This is a genomic window from Dyadobacter chenhuakuii (genome assembly GCF_023821985.2).
GTDB lineage: Bacteria > Bacteroidota > Bacteroidia > Cytophagales > Spirosomataceae > Dyadobacter > Dyadobacter chenhuakuii.
In genome coordinates, this window is record NZ_CP098805.1 from 663,003 (window position 1) to 687,240 (window position 24,238).

The 24,238-nt window shown below is 45.9% G+C and carries 24 protein-coding genes; 13 read left to right on the forward strand and 11 right to left on the reverse strand.

The genetic code is table 11. From position 1 onward, the window contains the following. Positions 1 to 20: 20 nt before the first annotated feature. From NFI80_RS02745 to NFI80_RS02760, 4 genes are all read right to left on the reverse strand, one after another. Positions 21 to 419: a response regulator gene (locus NFI80_RS02745; protein WP_235164982.1), complete on the reverse strand. Its 399-nt coding sequence runs from the start codon at positions 417 to 419 to the stop codon at positions 21 to 23. Between the two features lie 96 nt (positions 420 to 515). Next, positions 516 to 1,163 (reverse strand): response regulator, encoded by a 648-nt coding sequence (locus NFI80_RS02750; RefSeq protein ID WP_235164981.1) that lies wholly within the window; start codon positions 1,161 to 1,163, stop codon positions 516 to 518. Between the two features lie 271 nt (positions 1,164 to 1,434). Further along, a complete protein-coding gene (locus NFI80_RS02755) occupies positions 1,435 to 2,196 on the reverse strand; it encodes a DeoR/GlpR family DNA-binding transcription regulator (RefSeq protein WP_235164980.1) in 762 nt (253 codons plus the stop codon). Positions 2,197 to 2,220: 24 nt separating this feature from the next. Next, positions 2,221 to 3,576 carry a sensor histidine kinase gene (locus NFI80_RS02760; protein ID WP_235164979.1) on the reverse strand — a complete coding sequence of 452 codons (1,356 nt, stop codon included), beginning with the start codon at positions 3,574 to 3,576 and terminating at the stop codon, positions 2,221 to 2,223. Positions 3,577 to 3,914: 338 nt separating this feature from the next. On the opposite strand from NFI80_RS02760, the gene NFI80_RS02765 reads away from it, so the two are divergent. Continuing rightward, complete coding sequence (locus NFI80_RS02765; RefSeq protein WP_235164978.1) at positions 3,915 to 5,525, forward strand: aminotransferase class V-fold PLP-dependent enzyme; 1,611 nt, start codon at positions 3,915 to 3,917, stop codon at positions 5,523 to 5,525. A 145-nt stretch (positions 5,526 to 5,670) separates the two neighbouring features. Here NFI80_RS02765 and ytxJ read toward each other — a convergent pair whose 3' ends face one another. Continuing rightward, positions 5,671 to 6,003: a bacillithiol system redox-active protein YtxJ gene (gene ytxJ / locus NFI80_RS02770; protein ID WP_026629896.1), complete on the reverse strand. Its 333-nt coding sequence runs from the start codon at positions 6,001 to 6,003 to the stop codon at positions 5,671 to 5,673. 280 nt (positions 6,004 to 6,283) lie between these two features. Here ytxJ and NFI80_RS02775 point away from each other — a divergent pair, with 280 nt between their 5' ends. Both NFI80_RS02775 and NFI80_RS02780 read left to right on the forward strand, forming a co-directional pair. After that, positions 6,284 to 6,835 carry a hypothetical protein gene (locus NFI80_RS02775; RefSeq protein ID WP_235164977.1) on the forward strand — a complete coding sequence of 184 codons (552 nt, stop codon included), beginning with the start codon at positions 6,284 to 6,286 and terminating at the stop codon, positions 6,833 to 6,835. A 12-nt stretch (positions 6,836 to 6,847) separates the two neighbouring features. Then, complete coding sequence (locus tag NFI80_RS02780; RefSeq protein ID WP_235164976.1) at positions 6,848 to 7,156, forward strand: helix-turn-helix transcriptional regulator; 309 nt, start codon at positions 6,848 to 6,850, stop codon at positions 7,154 to 7,156. A 93-nt stretch (positions 7,157 to 7,249) separates the two neighbouring features. Here the strand turns inward: NFI80_RS02780 and NFI80_RS02785 are convergent, their stop codons facing one another. After that, complete coding sequence (locus NFI80_RS02785; RefSeq protein WP_235164975.1) at positions 7,250 to 9,247, reverse strand: T9SS type A sorting domain-containing protein; 1,998 nt, start codon at positions 9,245 to 9,247, stop codon at positions 7,250 to 7,252. A gap of 265 nt (positions 9,248 to 9,512) precedes the next feature. Here NFI80_RS02785 and NFI80_RS02790 point away from each other — a divergent pair, with 265 nt between their 5' ends. From NFI80_RS02790 to NFI80_RS02820, 7 genes are all read left to right on the forward strand, one after another. Continuing rightward, entirely contained in the window at positions 9,513 to 9,902 is a 390-nt protein-coding gene (locus NFI80_RS02790; RefSeq protein WP_235164974.1) for a DUF2958 domain-containing protein, read from the forward strand. Positions 9,903 to 10,009: 107 nt separating this feature from the next. Further along, complete coding sequence (locus NFI80_RS02795) at positions 10,010 to 10,948, forward strand: ring-cleaving dioxygenase (RefSeq protein WP_235164973.1); 939 nt, start codon at positions 10,010 to 10,012, stop codon at positions 10,946 to 10,948. Between the two features lie 77 nt (positions 10,949 to 11,025). Next, entirely contained in the window at positions 11,026 to 11,658 is a 633-nt protein-coding gene (locus tag NFI80_RS02800; protein WP_235164972.1) for an alpha/beta hydrolase, read from the forward strand. A gap of 22 nt (positions 11,659 to 11,680) precedes the next feature. Further along, positions 11,681 to 12,397, forward strand: coding sequence for a pirin family protein (locus NFI80_RS02805; RefSeq protein ID WP_235164971.1), 717 nt, complete (start codon positions 11,681 to 11,683; stop codon positions 12,395 to 12,397). Positions 12,398 to 12,478: 81 nt separating this feature from the next. Further along, positions 12,479 to 12,784 carry a response regulator gene (locus NFI80_RS02810; protein WP_235164970.1) on the forward strand — a complete coding sequence of 102 codons (306 nt, stop codon included), beginning with the start codon at positions 12,479 to 12,481 and terminating at the stop codon, positions 12,782 to 12,784. Positions 12,785 to 12,800: 16 nt separating this feature from the next. Beyond that, positions 12,801 to 13,379, forward strand: a complete 579-nt coding sequence (locus tag NFI80_RS02815) for a Crp/Fnr family transcriptional regulator (protein WP_235160141.1) — start codon at positions 12,801 to 12,803, stop codon at positions 13,377 to 13,379. A gap of 164 nt (positions 13,380 to 13,543) precedes the next feature. Further along, positions 13,544 to 14,008, forward strand: coding sequence for a PA2169 family four-helix-bundle protein (locus NFI80_RS02820; protein WP_235164969.1), 465 nt, complete (start codon positions 13,544 to 13,546; stop codon positions 14,006 to 14,008). 73 nt (positions 14,009 to 14,081) lie between these two features. Here the strand turns inward: NFI80_RS02820 and NFI80_RS02825 are convergent, their stop codons facing one another. Then, positions 14,082 to 14,363 carry a hypothetical protein gene (locus NFI80_RS02825; RefSeq protein WP_235164968.1) on the reverse strand — a complete coding sequence of 94 codons (282 nt, stop codon included), beginning with the start codon at positions 14,361 to 14,363 and terminating at the stop codon, positions 14,082 to 14,084. 94 nt (positions 14,364 to 14,457) lie between these two features. Continuing rightward, positions 14,458 to 16,086, reverse strand: a complete 1,629-nt coding sequence (locus NFI80_RS02830; protein WP_235164967.1) for an alpha-amylase family glycosyl hydrolase — start codon at positions 16,084 to 16,086, stop codon at positions 14,458 to 14,460. Between the two features lie 189 nt (positions 16,087 to 16,275). On the opposite strand from NFI80_RS02830, the gene NFI80_RS02835 reads away from it, so the two are divergent. The 3 genes from NFI80_RS02835 to NFI80_RS02845 all read left to right on the forward strand — a co-directional run bounded on the left by NFI80_RS02835 (position 16,276) and on the right by NFI80_RS02845 (position 18,517). Beyond that, positions 16,276 to 17,238 carry an MBL fold metallo-hydrolase gene (locus NFI80_RS02835; RefSeq protein WP_235164966.1) on the forward strand — a complete coding sequence of 321 codons (963 nt, stop codon included), beginning with the start codon at positions 16,276 to 16,278 and terminating at the stop codon, positions 17,236 to 17,238. 297 nt (positions 17,239 to 17,535) lie between these two features. Beyond that, positions 17,536 to 18,030, forward strand: coding sequence for a response regulator (locus tag NFI80_RS02840; RefSeq protein ID WP_235160146.1), 495 nt, complete (start codon positions 17,536 to 17,538; stop codon positions 18,028 to 18,030). A gap of 130 nt (positions 18,031 to 18,160) precedes the next feature. After that, a complete protein-coding gene (locus NFI80_RS02845; RefSeq protein ID WP_235160147.1) occupies positions 18,161 to 18,517 on the forward strand; it encodes a hypothetical protein in 357 nt (118 codons plus the stop codon). 86 nt (positions 18,518 to 18,603) lie between these two features. On the opposite strand, the gene NFI80_RS02850 is transcribed toward NFI80_RS02845, so the two are convergent. The 3 genes from NFI80_RS02850 to NFI80_RS02860 all read right to left on the reverse strand — a co-directional run bounded on the left by NFI80_RS02850 (position 18,604) and on the right by NFI80_RS02860 (position 24,223). Beyond that, positions 18,604 to 20,901, reverse strand: a complete 2,298-nt coding sequence (locus tag NFI80_RS02850) for a PAS domain-containing protein (protein WP_235164965.1) — start codon at positions 20,899 to 20,901, stop codon at positions 18,604 to 18,606. A 219-nt stretch (positions 20,902 to 21,120) separates the two neighbouring features. Beyond that, entirely contained in the window at positions 21,121 to 22,746 is a 1,626-nt protein-coding gene (locus NFI80_RS02855; protein ID WP_233797684.1) for an NADP-dependent glyceraldehyde-3-phosphate dehydrogenase, read from the reverse strand. A 148-nt stretch (positions 22,747 to 22,894) separates the two neighbouring features. Beyond that, complete coding sequence (locus NFI80_RS02860; protein ID WP_233797685.1) at positions 22,895 to 24,223, reverse strand: MATE family efflux transporter; 1,329 nt, start codon at positions 24,221 to 24,223, stop codon at positions 22,895 to 22,897. Between the last annotated feature and the right edge of the window lie 15 nt (positions 24,224 to 24,238).

The following is a 24,238-nucleotide window of genomic DNA, read 5'->3' on the forward strand; positions in this document are numbered from 1 at the left end:
TCTTCACCCAAAGTGCGTAGCTAGGAGAGAAACTGCTCGGTCAATTCAATGCCAAGCTGATTAAATTCTTCAAATGTACTGGGCTTGGTAATGAAGCTATCGGCGCCCGCCTGGTAAGCTTTCTCAATTAACAATGTGTTGGAAGAGGTGGAAATCATCACTACCGGGACAGCAGACAGATCTGCATCTGCGCGGATTGCAGCAATGGTTTCGAGGCCATTCATTTTGGGCATATTCATGTCCATCAGAATAAGTGATGCTTGTTGGCCGGAAAGCTGTTTCATTGCTTTGATCAGTTCCAGGCCGTTTTCAACCTCTATTATTTCGGTGGAGGCGTTGGCTGCCTGGATGGCTTGCCGCAGGAAGAAACGGTCGTCCTGATCGTCATCGGCCAAATAAATCGTCTTTTGTTCCTTCATTTGAAGCTTGTGATTTACAAATATAATTTGAAATATCACATTGCGTAAATCTTCCGCAGCTAATTAAGCTAATAAATGGATAGAATTTGTAAGCCCTTATTTACCAGGGCTTCCGTTTTTGTAATGCTCTACCTTTACAAACATTTCGATGATAGTGGAAACTTCAAGTTTCTCAAAAATCCGTGATTTATACGTGCTGACGGAGCTTCCTGTAATGTTCAGTTGTGTTGCTATTTCCTTCGTCCACTTGCCGTCCAGCAGCAGATCCATCACTTCCAGCTCCCTTTGAGACAGGTTTTCCAGCGGATGTTCACTGTTTGTATTGGCTTCGAAAGTGTGCCGCATGAGTTGTTGCTGCACAACGTCGCTTACATATCTTCCTTTTTCCAGGACGGATAAAATCGCCGTTTTGATGGTTTGTTGCGGTGAGTTTTTCGCAAGAAATCCGTTGGCCCCTGCTTTCAGGTAATGCATGGCATAAAGTGCTTCGTCCATGCCTGAAAACACCAGGATGCAAACTTTCGGTTGTAATTTCCTGATTCTCGGGATCATGTTGAAACCTTCGCCACCAGGAATGTCAATGTCCAGGATGATGAGATCAACGTGTGTGGACGCGACTTGTGTTAGTGCTTCTTCAAAATTGGATGCTTCCAGAATATTGGCCGAGCCAATGAGGTCGTTGATTAAAAAGCGGGTCGCCAGTCTGACAACTGAGTGGTCTTCTACAAGTAGTATTTGTTTCATTCTTGCTGTCAGGTGTTTCAAAGTGAGTATGTGAGCTTGCCTTCCTTTAAAAATAGCAAATTTAACATACAACTTCTTATCAATAGCCAAACATTTGTAGAAATTATTCTAAAACGTGCCCATGAACTTTGAATAGCATTCTTGAATCATCATATCATGCCAGCCGACAGCTACCTCCACAATTGCGTTTTTGAAGCCCTGAAAAAAAACGTATTAAGTTGATAATGAGCATAACGGTGGGTGTCATACGCATTAAGAGAACACTAGTTTACTAATCGGCAACAACCACGTCCAACCCTGTATCACTTAACTCTTTTTTTCTTGGAGCATCCAGATCCGGATCCGTGAAGAGACTGTTAACTTGGGAAAGGCTGGCAACTTTTATATGGCTGTCCTTGCCGATTTTGGAAGAATCACATAATACAAACACTTGCGAAGCATTTTTAATGAATGCAGATGTGATTGACGATTCATGCTCGCTGTGTGCCGTAAGGCCATTTTGCGCCGAAATTCCATCGATTCCAATGAAAGCTTTGTGCGCGTGGTAACTTTCGATATGCGCGATTGCCTTGTGACCATGAACCGCTTTGCGCGATTTATCAATTTCACCGCCGATCAGGTTCAGGCTGATCGAAGGCGTGTCGATCAGTTCGGCCATGATTGGCAGCGAATTGGTGATGACCTTAATTCCTTTTCTTTTTTTAAGATAGCGGCACATTTTGAAAACCGTGCTGCCGCAATCCATAAATATAATGTCGTTATCGGCCACATAACCAGCGGCGAGCTGAGCAATCTTGTCTTTTTTATCTTCGTTATGACCTGCTTTGGCGGCAAAACTGGTTAGTAATAACCCTTCAATTTTCATTGCGCCGCCGTGCGTACGCAAGAGCAAACCCTCTTCCGCAATGTCGTGCAGATCCCGGCGGATCGTTGCAGGCGACATGCCCAGTTTTTCGGACAATTCAAAAACAGATAAGCTGCCAAACTCATCAACCGCAGCCATGATCTTTTTCTTACGCTCCTGGAAATTCATCTCAAAAATTTTCTTTGATCAAAACTAATCATTTTTGATCAAAGAGTAGCCATGTCTGGGAACAGAAACAAAGAAGCTTGTGCCTTCCGAAGGGGTCGATTCAAACCAGATTTTCCCGTTTTGCGCAGCCAAAAATTCTTGCGTCAGCAGCAAACCCAAGCCCACACCTTTTTCGTTTTTTGTGCCGTAAGTCGATTGAACATTCAGGGAAAACAGCACGGCTTGCTTATCCGGCGAAATCCCGATTCCATTGTCGCGAACCGTTATAATACATTCATTGCCGGATATCTCTGATTCAATGCTTACCTGTCCGCCTTCGGGTGTGAATTTTATGGCATTGCCGATCAGGTTCCTGAATACAACCTGCATCATATCACGATCCGCGAAAATTTCGATCGACGGATCAATTGCATAGTTCAGTTTTATATCCTTCCTGATGGCGCTGCTTTTTTCCAGGGATAATGTGGAATTCAGCAGCTCATCCAAATTCAGGGCCTCATTTTGAGCGGAAACACCATTTAATTGCGATTTTGACCAATTCAATAACTTGGATAGTAAAGCCATCGTGTCGTTTGTGGCATTCAGCAGTTCCCGCTTGATGCCTTGCCGTTCCGTCTCGTCCAGATCATACTCAGTAAGCAATTCCAGGAAGCTCTGAATGCTGGCCAATGGCCCCCGCACGTCGTGTGCGACGATCGACATCAGTTTGTTCTTTTCCGCATTAATGCGTTCCAGCTCTACATTCTGTTTAAGAATCTGTTGGTTTTTCTCTGCTATAAACAGCGATTTTTCCACCGCTGACCGCCTTTCATTTTCATAACTCCGCCGGATATAATCTGTGCAGATATAGGCCAATATGGCCACCACCACATACGAAGACATCTGATCCACTAACATTGCAAACCTGTTTACATACGTATAGGGCACGGTTTCCGGATAGTAATATTCAAAGACATTAAGCGCCAACACCACCGATATGTTGACGGGGATCCATATTTTGTACTGCTTTGCCGGGCTTATCCCAATGCTCAGCAACAGAAGAAGCAGGAAATAAAGATCCGTCGGCCCGCGGAGGCCGGAGTTCAAAAAGTAGTTGACCGTAAACAGTAAAAGCCCGACAATGTCGGCGATCAGGATAGAGATGCCAAACCGATGACGGAAACGCGAATTATAATATAAAACGGCAACTGCAACCAGGACTAGAAAGCTGATGAATGCCACTTTGGGCAAGCCGATGATGTAATTAAAAGGAACATTGTAAATCAGCGCAGCTAGGGAGATAAGACAAACGGAGTGAAAAATCCGGGCATTTAGAGGGAATTCGTCAGATGACCCAGACAGTTTGATCCAAAAATTGTAAAGCTTGGATTCGGAACGCAAAACAGTAGCTTTATTTAGGTATGATAGGAAGGTATTTATTAGTGTAAATATCACGAATTAATGCGACGTATGCGCAAACCGCCAAAGAAAATTAATGTGTTAAGCGAATTCCCGGACGCTAATTTTCCGTTAGTTACAAATTCCAAAAAACCGGTAACCTGCCCGAGTGTGTAAATTTTCGAATTTGGTTAAGTTTTGTTTTAGTGTTAAACTCGTCCAGATATTCAGCAATGTGCCATATAATGGTCGGTAGTCATGCTAATATGCAAAATTTTATACTTAAAGTCGCTTGTGAATTCCCAAACTTTTAATATTCCTTAACCTCTTTTGAAAAAGTAATGAAACGTAGAGATGCCATTAAAGATTTATCCATGCTTCCGCTTGCTGGGAGTATTATGCTTCCGCAGAAAAAATCAGCTGAAACGGTCTCCCGCAATGCGGATGTAGCTGCGGGCAAGGAGATTTACCAGGCTATTGGTGTGGAGCCGATTATCAACTGTCGCGGAACATTCACCATCATTGGCGGATCCATTGAAAGGCCGGAAGTAAGAGCTGCAATGGATGCCGCGGCTCAGGTTTTTGTGCAGTATGACGAGCTGGCATTCGGTGCCGGAAAGCGACTTGCTGAGCTTACGGGTGCGGAGTGGGGCTTGGTTTCGGCCGGTTGTGCCGCAGGGATGAAGCATGTTACGGTTGCGTGTGTAACGGGCGGTAATCCCGAAAAGCTCATCCGTGTTCCCAATCTGGCAGGGTTTGATAAAACAGAAGTGATTATTCCAAGATATTCCCGCAATGTTTACGATCATGCGCTGCGCAATGTAGGCGTAACCCTGATTACGGTTGACTCGATCGAAGAGTTGTCGAATGCGATCAGCTCGCGGACTGCGATGATATACCTGATGGCTGGCGACGAGTCCATGAGCGGGCCTATGTCGCTGGAAGCGACCTCCAAACTGGCCAAGCCGAAAAACATTCCGGTCATGGTAGACGCCGCCGCAGAAGACCTTACTATTCCGAACGTGCATTTGAAAATGGGCGCGGATGTGGTGATTTATAGCGGTGGAAAGGCCTTGTGCGGCCCGCAATGTGCCGGTTTGGTGTTGGGCAGGAAAGATTTGCTCATGTCTGCCTGGCAGGCAAGTGCTCCCCATCACGGTCCCGGTCGCGATAATAAGGTAGGTAGGGAAGAGACGATGGGAATGGTTGCTGCTGTGGAGGCATGGATTAAAAGAGACCATGCAGGCGAATGGAAAAAATGGCTTTCCTGGCTCGACAACATTTCCAAAAAAGTATCGACCATTGATTCCGTTAAAACAACGGTTGTTGAGCCGAAACAGCTCTCGAACCGTACGCCCCAGCTGAGAATTTCGTGGGACACCGCGAAACTGAACATTACAGGTGAGGAAATCGCTGAACTTTTCGGACGCACAAAACCACGGATCGCCTTAGGTGGAGGAACGCGCGACGGGGCCACATTTGTATCGATCACGACCGGGCAAATGCAGCCGGGTGACGATAAGGTCGTTTCAGATCGGCTGTTTGAGGTTTTATCTCAAAAAAGAACGCCGCAAAAAGCGGAGATGACTGCTCCTTCGGTTTCTTTGAAGGGACATTGGGAGGCGGACGTCGAGTTTTTCTCTTCCAAAAGCAAGCAAACGCTCATCATCGAGCAGGATGGCAACTGGCTTGAAGGTTCTCACAAGGGCGAGTTCAGCGTCCGCGAAATGCAGGGAACAGTGGAAGGAAATGAGTTTAAAATGCGCAGTACAGACCGTCAGCCGGGTGATGCCATCACATTTATGTTTTCGGGAACTGTTAAAGACGATGTGATGACAGGCTCCATTTACATGGGCGAATACATGACTGCGAAGTTCACGGCCAAAAAGCAGAAATTCAAAATGAAGCGTGAGAAAATCATGATCCCATCGGGCCCGCCGCTGGCGACCTAGTACTCGGTTTGTGCTTATAGTGTGCTTGAAGTTTAAATATTAGTATTCCAAAACAAAAAGAGATCGTTCAGAAGGTTTATCCCTTTGAACGATCTCTTTTTTATCAACAAGTTTTACATTAACATGTTGCTTACTAAATATTTGCCTACTGAAAATAGCCCAGCGTATCGTGCAGTGAAATGTCCTCGTGCGAAGCGTCAAAAACACATTCCCCATTTTTTACAACCAGGAGTTGCGGAGATTCATGCTGTATTTTAAATGTGTTCGCTATGGACATGGATTCAGTGCGGTTATTGACCACATCCACAATGTAAAGAGGCACATCTACATCTGGAACCGAATTTACATCCGATTTCAACTGGCGATAAGCCATCAGGCTCGTCATGCAACGCGGGCTATGTTTGTAAATGATAGCATACTCAGATGACTTGTAAATTCTCTCGACCTCTTCCGTACTATTGATTGTAATCCAATTCATAATTTCAAGCGAAAAATTGACTTTAATTCCGGCAATGTCTCTACAACAACATTAACACCTTTTTTCATTCCCCATCCCGAAAAAAAGCGTTCCAGTTTGGAGGAGTAGGTTAGAAGTTAGTGTAAAGCTGGATGCGGCGGCGCATGGATGTAAACATGGTACGCTGTCTTTTTCATGAAAATAACTTTACAATACTTTATTGTAAAAAATTGTGACCAAAAAACCAATCAACGTCTAAAAGGAAAATGGATGAAAGAAATATAAACTTATAGGTTGATTTATGAAAATTAGTAATATCTTTGTGATTGTTCGGGACAGCCTCTTTGCGGCGAAATTCCAGAAAGAAGAATGCAATGCGTTCGCGCGAATGTTTGAGCTCTGGAATGATGCCGAATTTCTTGAAGCATTTTTTGAAGAACATAAGCAGGATTTGAACACCTTCTGGCAGCATGTGACTGTTCAGGAAGCTGTTATTGCGACAATGAATGAAGCGATTTTGTTGGAGCGGAAGTTAGTGGCGGTAGCGCAAACCGGGCTGACAGACGAGAATGAGACGCTTTCGAGCTTGTTCAGGCCATTGCGAAATGGAACAACAAAAATGGAAGAACTGGAGAGTAGCAAGGTGAGAGGTTCGCGGAGGCATAGTTGGTTGCGAATCTATGCAATCAGGGTGGATGTTAATTTATTTGTGGTTTCTGGTGGTGCAATTAAGTTGACAAGGACTATGAACGAGCGAAGTCATCTCGTAACAGAATTAGAAAAACTGGAATATTTGCGGGGTTACCTTAGGGATGCTGAAAATAATGAGTTGGAGATTTTTGAGATGTATTAACCGGATTAAAAAATGGAAAAGATCAGAGAAAAACTAAAAAATGCCAAGCAGGACATTACTTGGCTGCCCGAGGCGAAGGCCAGGCAGGACAATCATGCGTGGCTGCGGATTTCATTTGCGATTGGCGTCAGCGTGCTGAGCGCCTTACGCGAGCGCAAAATGACGCAAAAAGATCTTGCAGAGAATTTGAAATGCTCTCCTCAATATGTCAACAAGATTGTGAAAGGGTCGGAGAATCTTACTTTGGAAACGATTTGCAAATTAGAGAAAGCGTTATCGATCAAGCTGATCGAAACGCCTTCTCTTCCGCTGATGTCCTGATTTAGCAATACACCCTATGCTTCCGTGCTAAACCTGGCGTGATAAAAACAAAGAATGCTCAGATAGCCGACAGCTTCTTCAAGCGTTCTAACCTTATTTTTTTATCACCTTAGCGCTTTTGCCATTTGAAGTGACAGTATACAGGCCGGTTGGGAATTTGCTCATATCCAGGAACATAGTATTCAAATTTTGCTTGGATGTATAAAGCTTTGTTCCTGCTACATTAAACACTTCCACAATTCCCAGCACTTTTTCCGACTCAATGTTCAGCAGATCGGTTACCGGATTAGGGTAGGCTTTGATTATGCTGCTTTCTTCAATAATGTTGCTTACAACCCGGGTAAAATTAAACTTCCCATCCAGATCCACTTGTTTGATACGATAGTAATAAATGCCTGAGGGAAGAAATTCTTCCTGATATGCATAGGCGTTCGTTGCGTTCGAATGTCCGGCTGCTGCAACCGTGTTAATGCTCGTGAAAACAACTGCATTTTCACTGCGCTCCAACTCAAAATGGGATGCGTTCGTTTCCTCAGAAGTAGCCCACTGGATCAAAGGTCGGTTGTTTCCTGTGTTGCGGACATTAAAATATTTCCAGGTTACAGGGAGTGCCGTGCCGGAAACATAGAGGCGAGGGGAGAAGATGGTGTTTTTATTGGCGTCGATAATTTTTAATTTGTAAAACCCTGTTCCTGCCGTCCACTGCTGCGATGTGGCCTCTACCTGATTGCAATTATCTGCGCTCAGCCAATTGTATACCGAGCCGCTCGGAATGCCTGGCCCTGCGAATGTGAGATCCGTGGTTCCTGCCGCCTGAGTTGCTGTGACTTCCACGGGGGGCAATGCAGGATAGGGGGTGGACTGGCTGAGAAAATCACTGGTAATCCTGTCGTTCCAAAATCCCGCGAGGGAAATTAATCCTGAATACACATTCCCATCGGGAGATTGCGTGACACCATCACCTCGGAAATGGACTTCATCGGCGCGGTATTCAATGCTGTAGTACGGGTCCGTATCGGGGCCCTGGTATACGTGCGCATAGGTGGCATCATTGTCGATCAGCTCATTTTGAGCAGCGATCACGTTCGCAGAAACCCTTGTTGCACCATCAAAAGTGAAGCGCGAAGCCCGCGCTACAACCCATGCCAGGTTATTTTTGCCCGAAAGATTTCGGCTCGCATTGATCACCTCCCAAAGTTTATCGCGGTAACGGTCCTTGGGGCTGCCCACAATTGAGCTTTCGATAAAGTTATCGGTTTCTCCCTGGTGCCATAGGACGGCGCGGATGCCAAGCTGAGCAACGTAGTTATTTAACGCTAACCTGAGGTGACCGAACGGTAAACCTCTTGGAAAAGTATAGCCAAATGGACCTGTGGTAATGGCATCAGGATCAATCGTCTGCCGCCATTCTTCAATCCCTGTACTCGACCAGCCGGCATTGAAGATCATGACCGGGACGCGGTATTTTTCGTAAATTTTGTCACCAAATGATCCCCAGCACCAGGCATAATTGCCAAATGGCGAAGTCTTTGTGCCGGCATCCAAATGAACAAATTCCGGGCAGGGCAGCTGAACATTATTGTATTCTGTAACAGCGCCGTCGCTCACATTCTGGAAGTTCACGCTGTTTACCTGGTCATTGGAAGCGCCGGGGCCGTTAGGATTAGCATCGCCACCTGTTGCGTTGGACTGACCTGCCACAACGAAAATTTCGCCGACGCCCACGCGCTCCACACTGGAAAGTTTTGGCTCGCTGCCAGCCTTTATTGCCCGCACTTCAAGCCTGTACCAGCCGCCCTTAACGGTCATCATCCCGTAAAAATGCCCGCTGGAAAAACTTGCGTCGATAATAGTCCAGCCACCTCCGGCAGGGGCTGCTTCGCCTTCGCCGGTAACGCGGGGCACGAACCGCGCTTCGATATGCTCAAAAGGTTCAGTGATATACCCTCCGATGTATACGTTTGCTTCGTTGGCATTGTTTCTTTGAAATACCGCCCGTTCCGTAGGAAAAGTTACTGTGACCTGTGCGAAGACCGATTGGCTGAGGAGTAGAAGAAGTAATGAGAAGATTGTGAGTAGATTTTTCTTCATAGAGTAGAAGTTGGTTGTGATTATTGTTTAATTTATTTATAAGATTTTTCAGACAATCCGACATAAGTGTCCTGACTCGCCAGAGTTGATGTTTTGCCAATCTATCAGGGCTTTGCCTTGGAGAAATGAGAAAATTGCCAGGTGTAAAATAGGGGATGATTCCCAGTTTTTGCCAATCCCTCCGCATTATTTATTAACCGTATAGACAGCGCGTAGCTTTAATTCTACGCCCGGTTTTAAGCCGGAAATCAACTATTTTTGTAGAATGACAAAGATGATCCCACAGAATTTACGAGAAATAATGATCCATAATGCGCAGGAAGTTCAAAGCGACCTGGCCAAGGATCACCCGCCTGTCGTGAAGCTTCATTCTAAATATGGTAAGGCAATATGGCTATTGTCCGAGTTGGATGCGACTAACAACATTGCATTCGGTTTGTGCGATCTGGGCCAGGGAAAACCAGAATTGAGCTACGTTTCCATCACCGATCTGGAAAGCATCAAACACGCCAGGCTCAAAGTCCCCATGGTCGAAATCGACCCCACTTTCGACGGCAAGTTTCCCATGAGCGTCTACCTGGAAGCTGCAAAGCAAAATAAGCGGGTAACAGAAGATGTGGCTTTGCTCGCGGAAGCGGCGAAGCGCATTGCCTGAAACTTCCCATCGTCCCGTTTTTCTTGTCCTAGTTCAATGTTTTGCCCTTTCGTAGGGTGGTATCTTTGTGTCAGCAAAAACAAAGAGAACTAAACTTTTTAGAAAACATGGAACATACAATCAACGGGATCCACCACATTACGGCTATTGCTGGTGATGCTAAAAAAAATTATGACTTCTATACAAGGGTTTTAGGTTTGAGGATGGTGAAAAAAACCGTCAACTTCGATGACCCTAATACATATCACTTTTATTACGGCGACAAGGAAGGAACGCCGGGTACAATCCTGACATTCTTCCCATGGGGCAGCCAGATTCCTGCGGGTCGCCGGGGAACGCGGCAGGTTACTGAGATCGGTTACTCTGTGCCGGAAGGAAGTCTTGATTTCTGGTTGAAAAGACTGGATGCCAACCACGTTACTTACAACAAAGTGGCCGAAAAATTCGGAGAGCAATACCTGACGTTTTTGGACCCGGATGGTTTGAAATTCGAGCTTACTGTGTCCAAAACGGCTGATAACAGAACGCCTTACGAAACCTCGGAAGTGACTGCGGAAAACGCCACACGCGGATTCCACAGCATCACGATCACCAGCAACAAAATCGAAGAAACGGCGAAGATCCTGACAGACATTTTTGGTTATAAACTGCTGGAACAACATGTGAACCGTTACCGTTTTGTGACGGATGCGGTTGAAAATGCGGCGATCGTTGACCTGGTTGAAGTGCCTGGCGAACGTGCCGGTCATGTAGCTGGCGGATCTGTTCACCACGTAGCTTTCCGCGTTGCTAATGATGATATTTTGATGGAATTCCGTAAAAAAGTGATTGAAGCGGGACACCAGATCACGGATAAAATTGACCGGAATTACTTCTATTCGCTGTATTTCCGCGAGCCAGGCGGTGTGTTGTTTGAAATCGCCAGTGATAATCCTGGGTTTGCAACGGATGAAACGGTTGAGGAATTGGGAACGAGTTTGCAGCTTCCCGCTCAATACGAACCCCGCAGGGCTCAGATTGAAAGTGTGCTTCCTAAGTTAGTTTAAGGAACACGTTTTAATTAGCCGGACGCATTGATATTCAATCTTGTCCGGCTGATTTTCATTCATTTAAATACAACAATATGTATACGCATAGCAAGCAAATATTAAACGATGGCATGGGCATTGAGGAAGCAAAAAAAGCGATTGTCATGCTCCACGGCAGGGGTGGATCTGCGGAGGATATCATTTCCCTAAAACGCGTTTTGAATATAGGTGATATGGCCATTTATGCGCCGAAGGCATTCAATAACAGCTGGTATCCGTATAGTTTTATGGCGCCGGAAACAGAAAATCAGCCCGCGTTAAATTCAGCGCTGGATATTGTTGATCAGGTTGTTACGGAGATTGAGGCGGCGGGAATTTTACCGGAGAACATATACTTTGCAGGTTTTTCGCAGGGTGCATGTCTCACATTGGAATATACGACCAGAAATGCAAAACGTTATGGTGGCATTATTGCCTTTACAGGTGGCCTGATCGGTGAAAAAATCAATGAGGGGAATTATAATGGTGATTTTGCCATGACTCCCGTTTTCATCGCGACCGGTGATCCGGATCCGCACGTGCCGGTTTCGAGAGTGAAAGAAAGTATTGCGATTTTGGAGCGGATGAATGCATTTGTGACGTTTGCCATTTATCCTGGGCGCCAGCACACGATTTCTTCACCAGAAATCCAGTTGGCTAATAAGCACGTTTTGAATGCATCAATTTGAGCATAAGTTAAATAAGAAAGTCATGAAAAACAGTATTTTGCATAAAGCCGATTCCCGTTTTGTGGCGGATCATGGCTGGCTTAAAAGTGCCCAGACATTCAGTTTTCACGATCATTATGATCCGCAGCGCATCCAGTTCGGGGCTTTGCGAGTCCTTAATGATGACATTGTAAATGGTGGAAAGGGTTTTGGCAGGCATCCGCATGATAATATGGAGATCATTTCGATTCCGCTGGAAGGCACATTGGAGCATCAGGACAGCATGGGCAATGTGGCTGTGATCAATCCGGGTGAGATTCAAGCTATGAGCGCGGGGACGGGTATCTATCATACCGAATTCAATAAGCATCCCGACGAGCCTGTGACATTTTTGCAGATTTGGCTTTACCCCGATCAATTGAATGTTGCCCCGCGTTACGATCAGCTGGACTATAGCAAAGGCGATAAGCACAACAAGTTTTTGCAGATCCTTTCACCTGATCCGGACGATGCAGGCGTATGGATCCAGCAGCAGTCGTGGTTCCACATTGGTGAACTGGACGCAGGTTTTGGAACCAGATATTCGTTGAAAAAAGCGGGAAACGGACTCTATGTATTTGTGATCAAAGGCAATGTTCATGTCAACGGCGAGGCGTTGGAGCGGCGGGATGGATATGGCTTGTGGCCGGAAGCAGATGTGAACATTACAGCAACAAGCGACGCAGAGGTGCTTTTAATGGAAATTCCTGAAAAATGGTGAAATGAAGTCTGGCGCAATGCAGCCTGATTAAACCAATTGCCTGATTAATAATGATCCAACGGAACTAAACCCCAAAATAAAATGGCAAATATAAATATTCTCGTTCTGGCTGATCATGCGGAGATCCTGGAAACCATGATCCGCCTGATCAACAAAAATGATCAGTGGAATGGAACGGGCGTGAGCAGTTTGGATGAAGCCAGGATGGCTTTTGAGATAAATAAATTTGATTTAGTACTTTTAGGCGTCGGCGTGGATGAGGAAGCAGAATCGCAGATTTTGCGCTTATGCGAAACGGTTGCGCCTCAAACAGTATGTATGCGGCATTATGGAGGTGGAAGCGGCTTGCTTTACTCCGAAATCAAGCACGCGCTGACACAGCGTTAAATCGAAAAATTGAAGCATGTTTGAAAAAATAAATGATTATGCGTTGCGGTGCATGACGTTCGCACCTGAGGATCTCGAATATTTTGATTCTTTGCTTCAATTTAAAAAATACCCTAAGAAAAGCTTTCTGTTACAGGAAGGGGAAATATGCCAGTTCGAAGCCTACATTCTGAAAGGCTGCATACGGACCTATCACATCGACAATTCGGGTACAGAAGTAACATTGCAGTTTGCGGTGGAAGACTGGTGGGTGAGTGACATTACCAGCTTCCAGAACCAGACGCCCGGATTGGTTTACATTGAAACGCTCGAAGATTGCGAACTGCTTATACTCACGCCGGAAACCAAAGAAAAGCTGCTGGCCAAAGTGCCCGGCTTTGAACGGATGTTCCGGTTGATGGTGCAGCGAAACCTGGCTCAGTTGCAGGAGCGTCTTTTCAGAACCATATCAACCACTGCTGTTGAAAAATACCTGGACTTTCTTAACCGTTACCCCGCCATTCCACAACGTGTTGCCCAGCACTACATCGCCTCCTACCTGGGTTTTTCTCCTGAATTTCTAAGTAAAGTGCGTAAAAAGCTAAGCGAAAAATAAGTGCCGCTTGCAGTTACTCCTTAATTTGTATGTATACGGCGCAAAAAGCTCCACAAATTTATTAGTTAGCACAAATCCAAAGTGCTTTTGGATGTTTTTTTGGCCCATTCTTGCGGTGGAACAATAGTTGATGAGTGCATGACATAACCAAATACAAACAAGTCGTGGCAAGTAATTCAGCAGTAGTAGACATACTTAATGATTTAATCCTGATTAATAACGACCGTGTTGAAGGATATAAAAAGTCAACTGACGAGACAGACAGCTCGGACACAGATCTAAGATCACTATATTCCAACCTGGCAGACCATAGCCGTGAAATTGCTTCCGAACTTAAAAGAGAGGTTACAGCGTTAGGCGGAGAGCCTGCGACCGGCACCATGGTTTCGGGTAAATTATACAGAACCTGGATGGATGTAAAATCAGCATTCAGCAGTGATGGTAGAAAAACATCACTTGAAAATTCGGAATTCGGCGAAGACGCTGCGCAAAAGGCTTATGAAACGGCCCTGGCATCTGATGAGTTAACGCCGGATTTGAGATCATTAATAACAAGACAAAAAGCAATCCTGAAAGACGGACATGACACAATCAAACGTCTTCGTGATTCAGCTAGAATGTCCCAATAACCATTCATCATCAACGAACTAAAAAAGGACCGATGTAAATCGGCCCTTTTTTTATGCATAATCTTCAAATAAATTACTGTGGTTTCTTCACAGACTCATCATCATGCTTGCGACTGGTAGAATCAGCATTCAGGTTGGATTGGTTGGATGGGTAACCCAGGCTGTCATTCTGGTTATCTTCACCCACGCCTGTCGCTGCGCGGCTCGCTGCTCCGCTGCTGTCATTCGGCGTTGTTTCTGACTTGCTTCCTGAACCTTCGCTTCCCTTTTCGGAGTCGTTCACTGTTCCGCAAGAAGCAAGTGACATGCAGATGGCAAAGGCAGACATGGTAATGATTGATTTTAGCGCTTTCATACTTGGTTTTTTGTTTAGTTGGATGTTATAAGCTTCTGTTGGGTTAATAGGCTTCTTTTAAAATTTTATCCAGATTAACATTGTGATGGGGTAATCAGGAAAGCCGGATCAGCAGTCCTTCGTCTCCGCCCAAAGTAATGATATCTTCAACCTGCATGCCGATGCGTTCAATTTCTGTTCCGAGGATTACCGTACCCGAGTAAGATTCCTGTCTGGGTTTGAAATAGGCAGGTCTGTGACTCAGATTCAAAATAATCAGAAATCTTTCATTGCCCGATTCGCGCAGGTAAGAGATCAGTTGCTGGTCCGCATAAACAGGCCTGTAAGATCCGACATTCAGCGCTGCATGTTCTTTGCGGAGGCTGATCAGTTTCCGATAAAAATGCAGTTTGGAATACATATCGCCCTTTTGCTTCTCCACATTTACCCGTCCGGAGTTGAACGGCAATCTCAGCCATGGCTTGTGATTTGAAAAACCTGCATTAATCTCGCCGCTCCATTGCATAGGTGTACGGGCAGGATCGCGGCTGATATTCAGATCGGGCATATTCAGGCCTTGCGGGTCTACAATTTCGTTCATCGGAATCGCCACATCGCGCATTCCGATTTCATCTCCGTAATATATAGTAGGCGTCCCGCGCAATGTCAGCAGCAAGAGCGCGGCGACTTTTGCCTGTTCACGGCCAACGCGGCTGGATATTCTGGGTTTGTCATGATTTCCCAGCACCCAGTTTGGCCACCCTTCGGCTGGTAATGCGCCTTCATATTCATCAATCGCCATAGCAATCGCAGGTGCGTCCCAGGGCAATGTTAGTAACTGGAAATTAAATGGCAAGTGAGCACCGTTGTTGTCCTGACCATAATAGGTAACCAGCTTGTGGATCGGCAGATAAATTTCACCGATCAGCACGCGATCGTCGTATTCATCCGTAACGGCGCGCATCATGCGTACAATTTCGTGCACCTCGGGCTGGTCCGTGGAATAAACAGGTGTGTAATGATCGTAAATCAGGTCGTTCGGGTTAAATGTTGAACCTGGGAACGGCGGATTATCGCGCAGCTGCTCATCCTTAATCATATGCCACATAACATCCACCCGGAAACCGTCAATCCCTTTGTCCAGCCAGAATCGCATTACATTCATCATGGCCTCCTGAACTTGCGGGTTGCGCCAGTTTAGGTCAGGTTGTTCCTTCAAAAATGCGTGGTAATAATATTGCTGGGTAACTTCGTCCCATTCCCAGGCATGTCCGCCAAAAACGCTCAGCCAGTTGTTAGGCAGCCCGCCATCGGCTTTCCCGTCGTGCCAGATATACCAGTCGCGTTTGGGATTGTCCTTGGAAGATCTGCTTTCCAGGAACCACGGATGCTGGTCTGATGTGTGGTTTGGGACCAGGTCCAGAAGCAGCTTCATGCCCCGGTTGTGGACTTCGCCGAGCAATTCATCAAAATCTTCCATTGTCCCGAAAAGCGGGTGTATACCTTGATAATCTGATATATCGTAACCGAAATCGGCCATTGGCGAAGAAAATATCGGCGAGAGCCAGACGCAATCCACACCCAACCATTGTAAATAGTCGAGCCTACTGATAATGCCTTGCAGATCACCAACGCCATCACCGTTTGAATCCTGAAAAGACCTTGGATAGATCTGGTAGATAACGCCATTTTGCCACCAGAGATGCTGTGACCTTACAGATGGTTGTGTTATTACTTGCTCCATAATTGTGGGTTTTGATCATTCAAAAGCCTTTGGACGTAAAAAATCGAGCCTACAAGAATAGTAGGAGCGATCGTAACAACAAGTGAAGTTGCATCATTCCTACAATGATATGTATTAATGGATGTTGTGGCACAGTTTTTAGATCGCCGGGGTATCTTTTAAAATCTGTTAACCAAAACGAGTATTCAAATGGAGCAAATAACAACACAGGAAAAAGACGCTTTCTTTAAAGTTGCGGAGGGCGTTTGGGGGTTGACGGACATTATGGTGAATGTATATGTTGTCCAAAATAAGGAGGATCAGTCCTGGGTCCTGATAGATGCCGGGCTTAAATCTGCCTATCCAAAAATCAAGAAAATGGTAACCCAGCTTTTTGGGGAAGGAGCGAAGCCGGCGGCAATTGTGCTGACGCACGGTCATTTCGATCATGTTGGGTCTCTGAAAAAGTTGGCGGAAGAATGGGACGTGCCCGTTTATGCACATTATCTGGAACTGCCTTATCTCAGGGGAAAATCCAGCTATCCACCACCCGATTCCAGCGTAGGCGGCGGGCTTATGGCTTATATGGCGGACCTTTATTCATCCAGTCCGATTGATTTGCAGGACCGGGTAAGCGAGTTTCCGGGCATAACGGCCGACATTCCCTTCATGCCCGAATGGAAATACATTCATACGCCAGGGCATGCACCCGGACACGTAAGTTTCTGGCGCGAAAAAGACAAAGTGCTTATCGCGGGCGATGCCGTGGTAACCACCAAACAGGAGTCGGCAACGGCGGTTTTGCTTCAAAAGAAAATCATTAGCGGTCCGCCAAAATACTTCACCTGCAACTGGCTGAAAGCGGAAGATTCAGTGGACCAGCTTGCTTCGTTACAACCTAATGTGCTTGCGACGGGCCATGGCAAACCCATGTATGGAAAGGAAATGCAACAGCAGCTGCTGGAACTTGCCTATTATTTTGAAGAGAAAGCGGTGCCAAGCACAGGCCGTTATGTAATGAGCCCTGCCATTACGGATAGTGAAGGAATAGTGTCTGTACCGAAAGAAACTGCCGAACCTTACCAAGTGCTGTTTACAGTTGGGGCAGTTGCCGCGGCCGCGGCCCTTGGCTGGGCTTTGTTTTCAAAATATAAAGTGCAAAAGAGCTACTAAATCAAAGCGAAGAGTAATGCTTAGCGCTTAGAAGTTATTTCATAACGTCAGGTTCAGAAACGATAGTCGTCTGTCATGCCGGCAATGAATTTGCCATGCCAGCATTTAAAAGACTTTTTCTGACCTGACGTTGTGTAGAAATGTGTGCCCTCCGTCAACAAATTTATATACTTAATTCCATTGTTAACCCGTCAACTCTTCCATGCCAGCCAGGGTTGCTGACAGGAATGATTTTTTACGTCCATTTTCTTAATTCGTAAGGATTAAAGTGAAAGTAAAACAAGTACTATCATAAAAATGGATCAAAGAGAGATTTACCTTGTAGACGATTCGGCGGATCATAGATATCTTGTCCGGACAATCTTTAACAAATTTCTTCCCAATTATCATGTGCGTTTTTTCCAAGGGGGCAGTGAATTATATCAATTTCTGATCCTGCAATCTTCCCCGGACTACGCCGGCAGACTTCCCGCGCTAATCATACTGGACCATCAAATGCCTGCCATCAGTGGGCTTGAAGTGCTGAAACTACTCCGCCGGACACCGGACAACGCAAAAACAAAATGGAAGACCATGCCGATCGTTATCCTCAGCAATGACGATTCAAATGACATTATCAACAAATGTTACCTGGCAGGCGCTAATTCGTTTTTTCTGAAACCCCAGGAATTTGAAGAGCTGCGATACATGTTGGAAACGATCTGTCACTATTGGATGGATTATAACAAGCTTCCACAGATCAGCCAGCCAAAAATTGAACAGAAGCCAACAACGCTGGATCACGATGAATAACGCATTTGTTACCGCGTAATAATACCTGGCGGCTTGCCATTTAATAAGTGTAGAACCGTTTGATAACACAAATACCGGATGTATGGCTCAATTTCGGTTATTTTGAACGTCACTCAAAACTATCAGAACCGTGGACAGTAATAGAGAGATCGGCGCGACGATCATATTATTTGGAATGATAATTTTCTGGATCTTTTCCACTATCCGGAAAAATCACAGAGCAAAACAAAAGCAAAAAATCCTACGTGAAGGCATTGAAGCAAATGCAACGGTCCTGAACATTAAACCGACCGGCGAGTATTTGAATAATTTACCCGAATACCAGATGAAAGTAAAAATCCAGCATCCGAAAGGCACGGACTTCGTTGCAGAAGTAACAGAAACATTGTCCTACTCCAAATACGATGCGATGAAACAAGGCAGCCAGGTGCTGGTTAAGTACGACCCGGAATATTACAAACGGGTAATCTTTTTACAAACTGCCTGACACCTATACAAACATTAACAATCACACACCTATTCGCAATTTATTGCGGTTCCTTCAAGGCAACTTCCGGTCATCGGCGGTTGCCTTTATTTTTTTCTGTAAGCAGCGATTTTCGTATATAATTCGTTGGGCGTGAAAGGTTTGCTGATGTAGTCGTTCATGCCTACTTTAAAGGCAATGTCCTTAATGTCCAGCATAGCCGAGGCGGTAAGTGCAATGATAGGAAGCTGTGCATATTTCGGGTCGGGCAGATACCGGATCTTTGCTGTGGCTTCGTAGCCGTCCATTTCGGGCATTTGCAAATCCATCAAAACAAGATCATAGTCATTCTGCTGCACGATTTCACAAGCGATAAGTCCGTTTTCGGCCACGTCGTAATCTATTTCCCACTGCTTCATGAAGTTTTTCATCAGGAATATGTTGACCGCATTGTCTTCAACGATCAGCACTTTCATGCCTTTCAGACTCTTAATATCCGTAACGGAGTGGCTGGTTTGGGCCGGAATCTGTTTTTCACTTAGTTTAAATGTAAGGCTGAAATAAAAGGCCGAACCTTCTCCTGGTTTGCTGCGCAGGTTAATGGTGCTCTTCTGCAATTCCAGCAGTCTTTTTGTTATCGTAAGGCCAAGGCCCGAGCCTCCGTATTTTCTGGTCGTATCCGAAGTTGCCTGCGTGAAGCTGTCAAAGATGTTATCCAGCTTTTCAGACGGAATTCCGATTCCGGTATCTTGTATTTCAAAGTCAATGGTTACAGAATCCGGATCACGCTTTGCTATGGTGGCAGAAATTGTGACTTTTCCAAATTCGGTAAACTTCACAGCATTGCTTACCAGATTGGTGAGGATCTGGCCCAGGCGAACTGGGTCGCCTATTACATTGAGGTTAAGTGCCTCATCCACATTCAATTCAAGTGAGATCCCTTTCTCGTCGGCTCTTTGGATACTGCCGGAACGGATGTTTTCGAGTAATACGAGAATGTTAAAATCGACCTCTTCAAACTCAATTTTTCCGGCTTCTATCTTGCTGAAATCCAGGATATCATTGATAAGCACCAGCAGGTTTTCAGCCGAAAATTTCAGAATGTTCAGATATTCCATCTGCTCCGGCTTCGGATCGTGTTGAAGCAGCAAATGCGTAAAACCGATCACTGCGTTCATAGGTGTCCGTATCTCATGGCTCATCGTGGACAAAAACTGGGATTTCGCCACAGCCGCCATCTCTGCCTGTTCCTTCGCTTTGATCAGTTCCTGCTCATTTTTCTTTTGCGCATCAATGTCCATAATGGCGCCGTAAAGCTTCACGACACGCCCGGTATGGTCGGCAAACGGCTTTCCTATGGCATGGATAAACTTGATCTTACCATCCGGAAGCACAATCCGCAGGTCAAAGCTCGCCGGGTTCAGGTTATTTACAGCATCCTTGATATGCGAAATGTATAAGTGCATATCATCCGGATGGATCATTTTAGAAAAAAGCTCCGTATTCGGGCCCGTGGAATTGGGTTCGAGGCCAAAGATGCGGAATGCTTCATCGGACCAGTAATTCTGGTTGGTAACCAGGTCCGCTTCCCAACTTCCGCTGTGTGTAAGTTGTTGGGATTCAGCAAGCATGGCTTCGTTCCGCCTGATTAATTCTTCCGCATTTTTCCTGTGGCTGATGTCATGCCATACCACCAGGAGCACCATCTTATCATCGACATGGACCGGATTCAACGTCACTTCTACCGGAAACTCATCGCCATCCAGGCGCCTATGGATCCATTCGAAGCGGTTATAACCCGTTTCGTGCGCAATGCGGTCCATTTCCAATGATTTTTCGTCAGAGCGCCTTCCGTCGGGCTGGAATTCAGGTGAAAATTTCGCGGGATGAATTGAGAGCAGCTCGCTCTTGTCCTTGCATCGCAGCATCGTTACGGCTGCTTTGTTGCAGTCTATGACGCCCTGGCTGTCAATCAGTAAATGAGCATCCGTTGAACGTTCAAAAACTACGCTCAGCTTTTCCCGCAGCGAATAGCGTTCGTGAATATCCGTGATGGACCCCACCATTCGCACCGGTTTTCCATCGATAAACTTGGCATTCCCGCAACATTCGAAATAGCGGTAACCTTTAAATTTTGTGCGCAGCCTGACCTGCACATTGTAGGGGATATTTTGTTCGAGCTGGGCATTGATTGCCGTTCTCACAATTACCCGGTCGTCGGGATGGACGAGCATTTCTGTGAAATTCTCGTAACCCGGCGTAATTTCATCTGGCTGATATTCAAGAAGTTCGAAAAGCCGATCTGACCAAGTCTGCTTATTTGTTTCAAAATCCCAATCCCATATTCCGGCATTTATACCGGAAATCACCATTTCCAAAGACTCGATTGTAAACACTGAACTCATTAGCTAACCTGTTCCAATATTCATCTAAATTAAGATAATTTATATTGCAATGTTACTGTTTGGAAGGTGAATTTGTAAAACTAGTTGGGCGATTTTTGGCCTGCTGCTTTTTAAGCAATGTGCAGTATAAGAGTCAAAAACCGCAACAAATGTCCAAACACTCGTTGTGACATCTGCTGCGGTTTTTTGAATATCACTTAGCTTAAAACACGGGTATTTCTAAAAAATAAATTTAGTGCTCAGGAAGTTGGAAGTATCCTCGTGAACAATTTCGTTGATCAGCTGCTTATTCGCTTCGTTCATTTTAAATGCAACCAATGAGCGGATCGAGAACGAGCGGATCGCGTCGGCAACAGACAATGTTCCTTCCGCGCTGTCCTTGCGTCCGGTGAATGGGAACACGTCCGGACCGCGCTGGCACTGGCTGTTCACATTCACACGGCTCACCTGATTTACGAGCGGATCGATCAGCGAAGCAACTTCATCGGCATTGTTACTGAATATACTAACCTGCTGTCCGTGTGTAGATTCAATTAAATATTCAATCGTTTCTTCCAGGTCATCAAACGGCACAACGGGCACGATGGGGCCGAATTGCTCTTCGTAATAAAGCTTCATTTTATCATTAACCGGATAAACCACAGCCGGATAAAAGAACGAGCCTTCCGAAGCGCCGCCGTTTTCATTCATGATCTGCGCGCCATTTTCGAGTGCATCAGAAATGCAGCCGTTCAGATATTCAATTTTATTGGTTTCGGGCAGGGGAGTGAGGGCGACGCCTTTTTCCCACGGCATCCCGAATTTCAATTCACCGACCGCATCACAAAGCTCTTTCAGGAATTGATCCGCAATGCTCCTGTGTACCCAGACGATCTTCAAAGCCGTGCAACGCTGGCCATTGAAGGAAAGCGAGCCCGTAATGATCTCTTTTACAGCGAGGTTGATGTCTGCATGCGGCGTAACAATCGCTGCATTTTTCGCATCCAGACCCAGAACTGCACGTAAGCGGTTTACTTTCGGGTGGGATTTTTTCAGTTCGTTGGCCACTTTACTCGAACCGATCAATGTGAGCACATTGATCTTCCCGGACTGCATAAGCCCCGGAACAATCGCATTGCCACGGCCGTAAATCACATTCACTACGCCTTTCGGAAAGCTGTTCATGAAGGCTTCCTGCAAAGGATAATGCAGCAATGTACCAAACTTCGGAGGTTTGAAAAGTATCGTGTTACCCATGATCAATGCGGGGATCAGGGTTGTGAAAGTTTCGTTTAAGGGGTAATTAAATGGTCCCATACAAAGCACAACGCCTAAGGGTGAGCGTCTTACCTGAGCGGCAATGCCGTCCACAATGTCAAACCCGGAAGAGTCGCGGTCCAGGTTTTTCAGGGAATCAATGGTTGCGTAAATGTATTCAACGGTCCGGTCAAATTCTTTTGTTGAATCGGCAAACGACTTACCGATTTCCCACATGATGAGCTTTACGATAATGTCTTTTTGCTCGATCATTTTACCGGTGAACTGCTCCACACAGTGAATTCGTTCGGCAACACTCATCGTAGGCCATTCGCCACGGCCATTGTTGTAAGCGGCAACAGCAGCGTCCAGCGAAGCAGCTGCTTCGTCGGCTGTGCATATCGGATAACTGCCTATCAGTTTGCGTTCAAGGCCATTTTCTGTTTTGATACAAACAGGTGAGTAAACCTCATGCACAGGGCCATCCCAGGTCTTCATTTCGCCATTGCTCAGATACTCGCGCTGGTGGATCAATGAAGGCAGCAAAAACGCTGCGGGAATGTCTTGTTCTTCAACAAAGATGTTTTTTAACGTGGAATTGAAATCCATTGAGTCATTATTTATTGTGAAACCGTAACATTTTAACACACTGGGATGATGACGAGGTTTAGCCATTTTATCCCTAATACGGAAACAAACTTAGCGGACTTTACAATTCTTTAATGGATTGATTTCGACATAAAATGACTTAAAATTGTCAAATATTACTATGTTTTGTCATTTTGAAGAACCGGGTGATCAAAAAGATCGAAGCCATCGTCAGCCCGAGGATCAGGCCCAGCCACATGCCCACAGCGCCCATACCGAAGTGAAATGCCAGCAGATAGCCAACTGGAATTCCAATGACCCAATAGGCCACGCCAATCAGGACGGTTGGCGTTTTTACGTCCTTAATCCCACGCAAAAGCCCCGCGCCGATCGCCTGGGTGCTGTCGGAGATCTGGAATACGGCTGCAAACAATAAGAGGAGTGCAGCCAGCGCCAGAACTTCTGTGTTCTTATTGAACAGGGTAGGGATCTGGAATCGGAAAACCGAGAACAGGATCGCACAGAGCGTTCCGTAAATCAATGCGGTGAGAATGGTGCTTTTTCCGATAACAAAGATTTTGAGCCAATCTTTCCTGCCCAGCGCGTTGCTTACGCGGATCGAGCCCGCCTGCGCAAGGCCCATAGAAACCATAAATGTTAAGGAAGCGCTGCTTAATGCAATTTGATGCGCGGCTTGCGCCACCGCGCCCAATGTTCCTATAATGATACCCGAAACAGCGAATGCCCCGGCCTCCATACCAATCTGCAAACTGCTGGGAATGCCAATATGCAGCAGCTCCCTCCAGGTTTGCGCTTTAAATTTCCATTGACTGCTGCTGACAGCAATGTATCGCGAAAAGGTTTTGTGCTTTAAAACAACGGCGGCCAGCGCCAGAAACATGCAGGACCGCGTGATCAATGTTGCCCAGCCTGCACCTTCCAATTCAAGGCGTGGAAAACCCCAGTTGCCGTAGATAAGCAGCCAGTTCAGCAGAATGTTCAGCGGCATCCCGGCCAGCGACAATATCATGGCCGTCCTGGTATATTCCAGGCCGTCCGCAAATTGTTTCAAGGTCATGAAGAGCAGCATGGGAATGATGGAAAGGCCCATTAATTTCATAAACGGGATCGCCAGCTCCACCACTTCGGGATCCTGTCCCAGGTTATGCAGCAAGCCTTTTCCAAAAACCAGCGTAAGCGAGATGGCAACGGCCGTTAATGCGCAAAGGCAAAAACCATTGAACAAATAATGTGAAACCAGCTGGGAATCGCGGCGCCCGTTGGCCAGAGAAACCATTTGGGAAACCGAAATAGTCATTCCTATGCCGATCACAAAAGGAATGTTCATGGCATTGATGACCAAGGCGGCGGCGGCGAGTTGCTTGTAGCTGATCGCGCCGACCATCGCACTGTCAATAAGGTGGAGGGCCATTTGGGCAAGTTCTCCGATGATGATGGGTAAAGCTAATTTTAATGTTTGTGATGCTTCGGTTTTCATGGCACGCTAACAGAT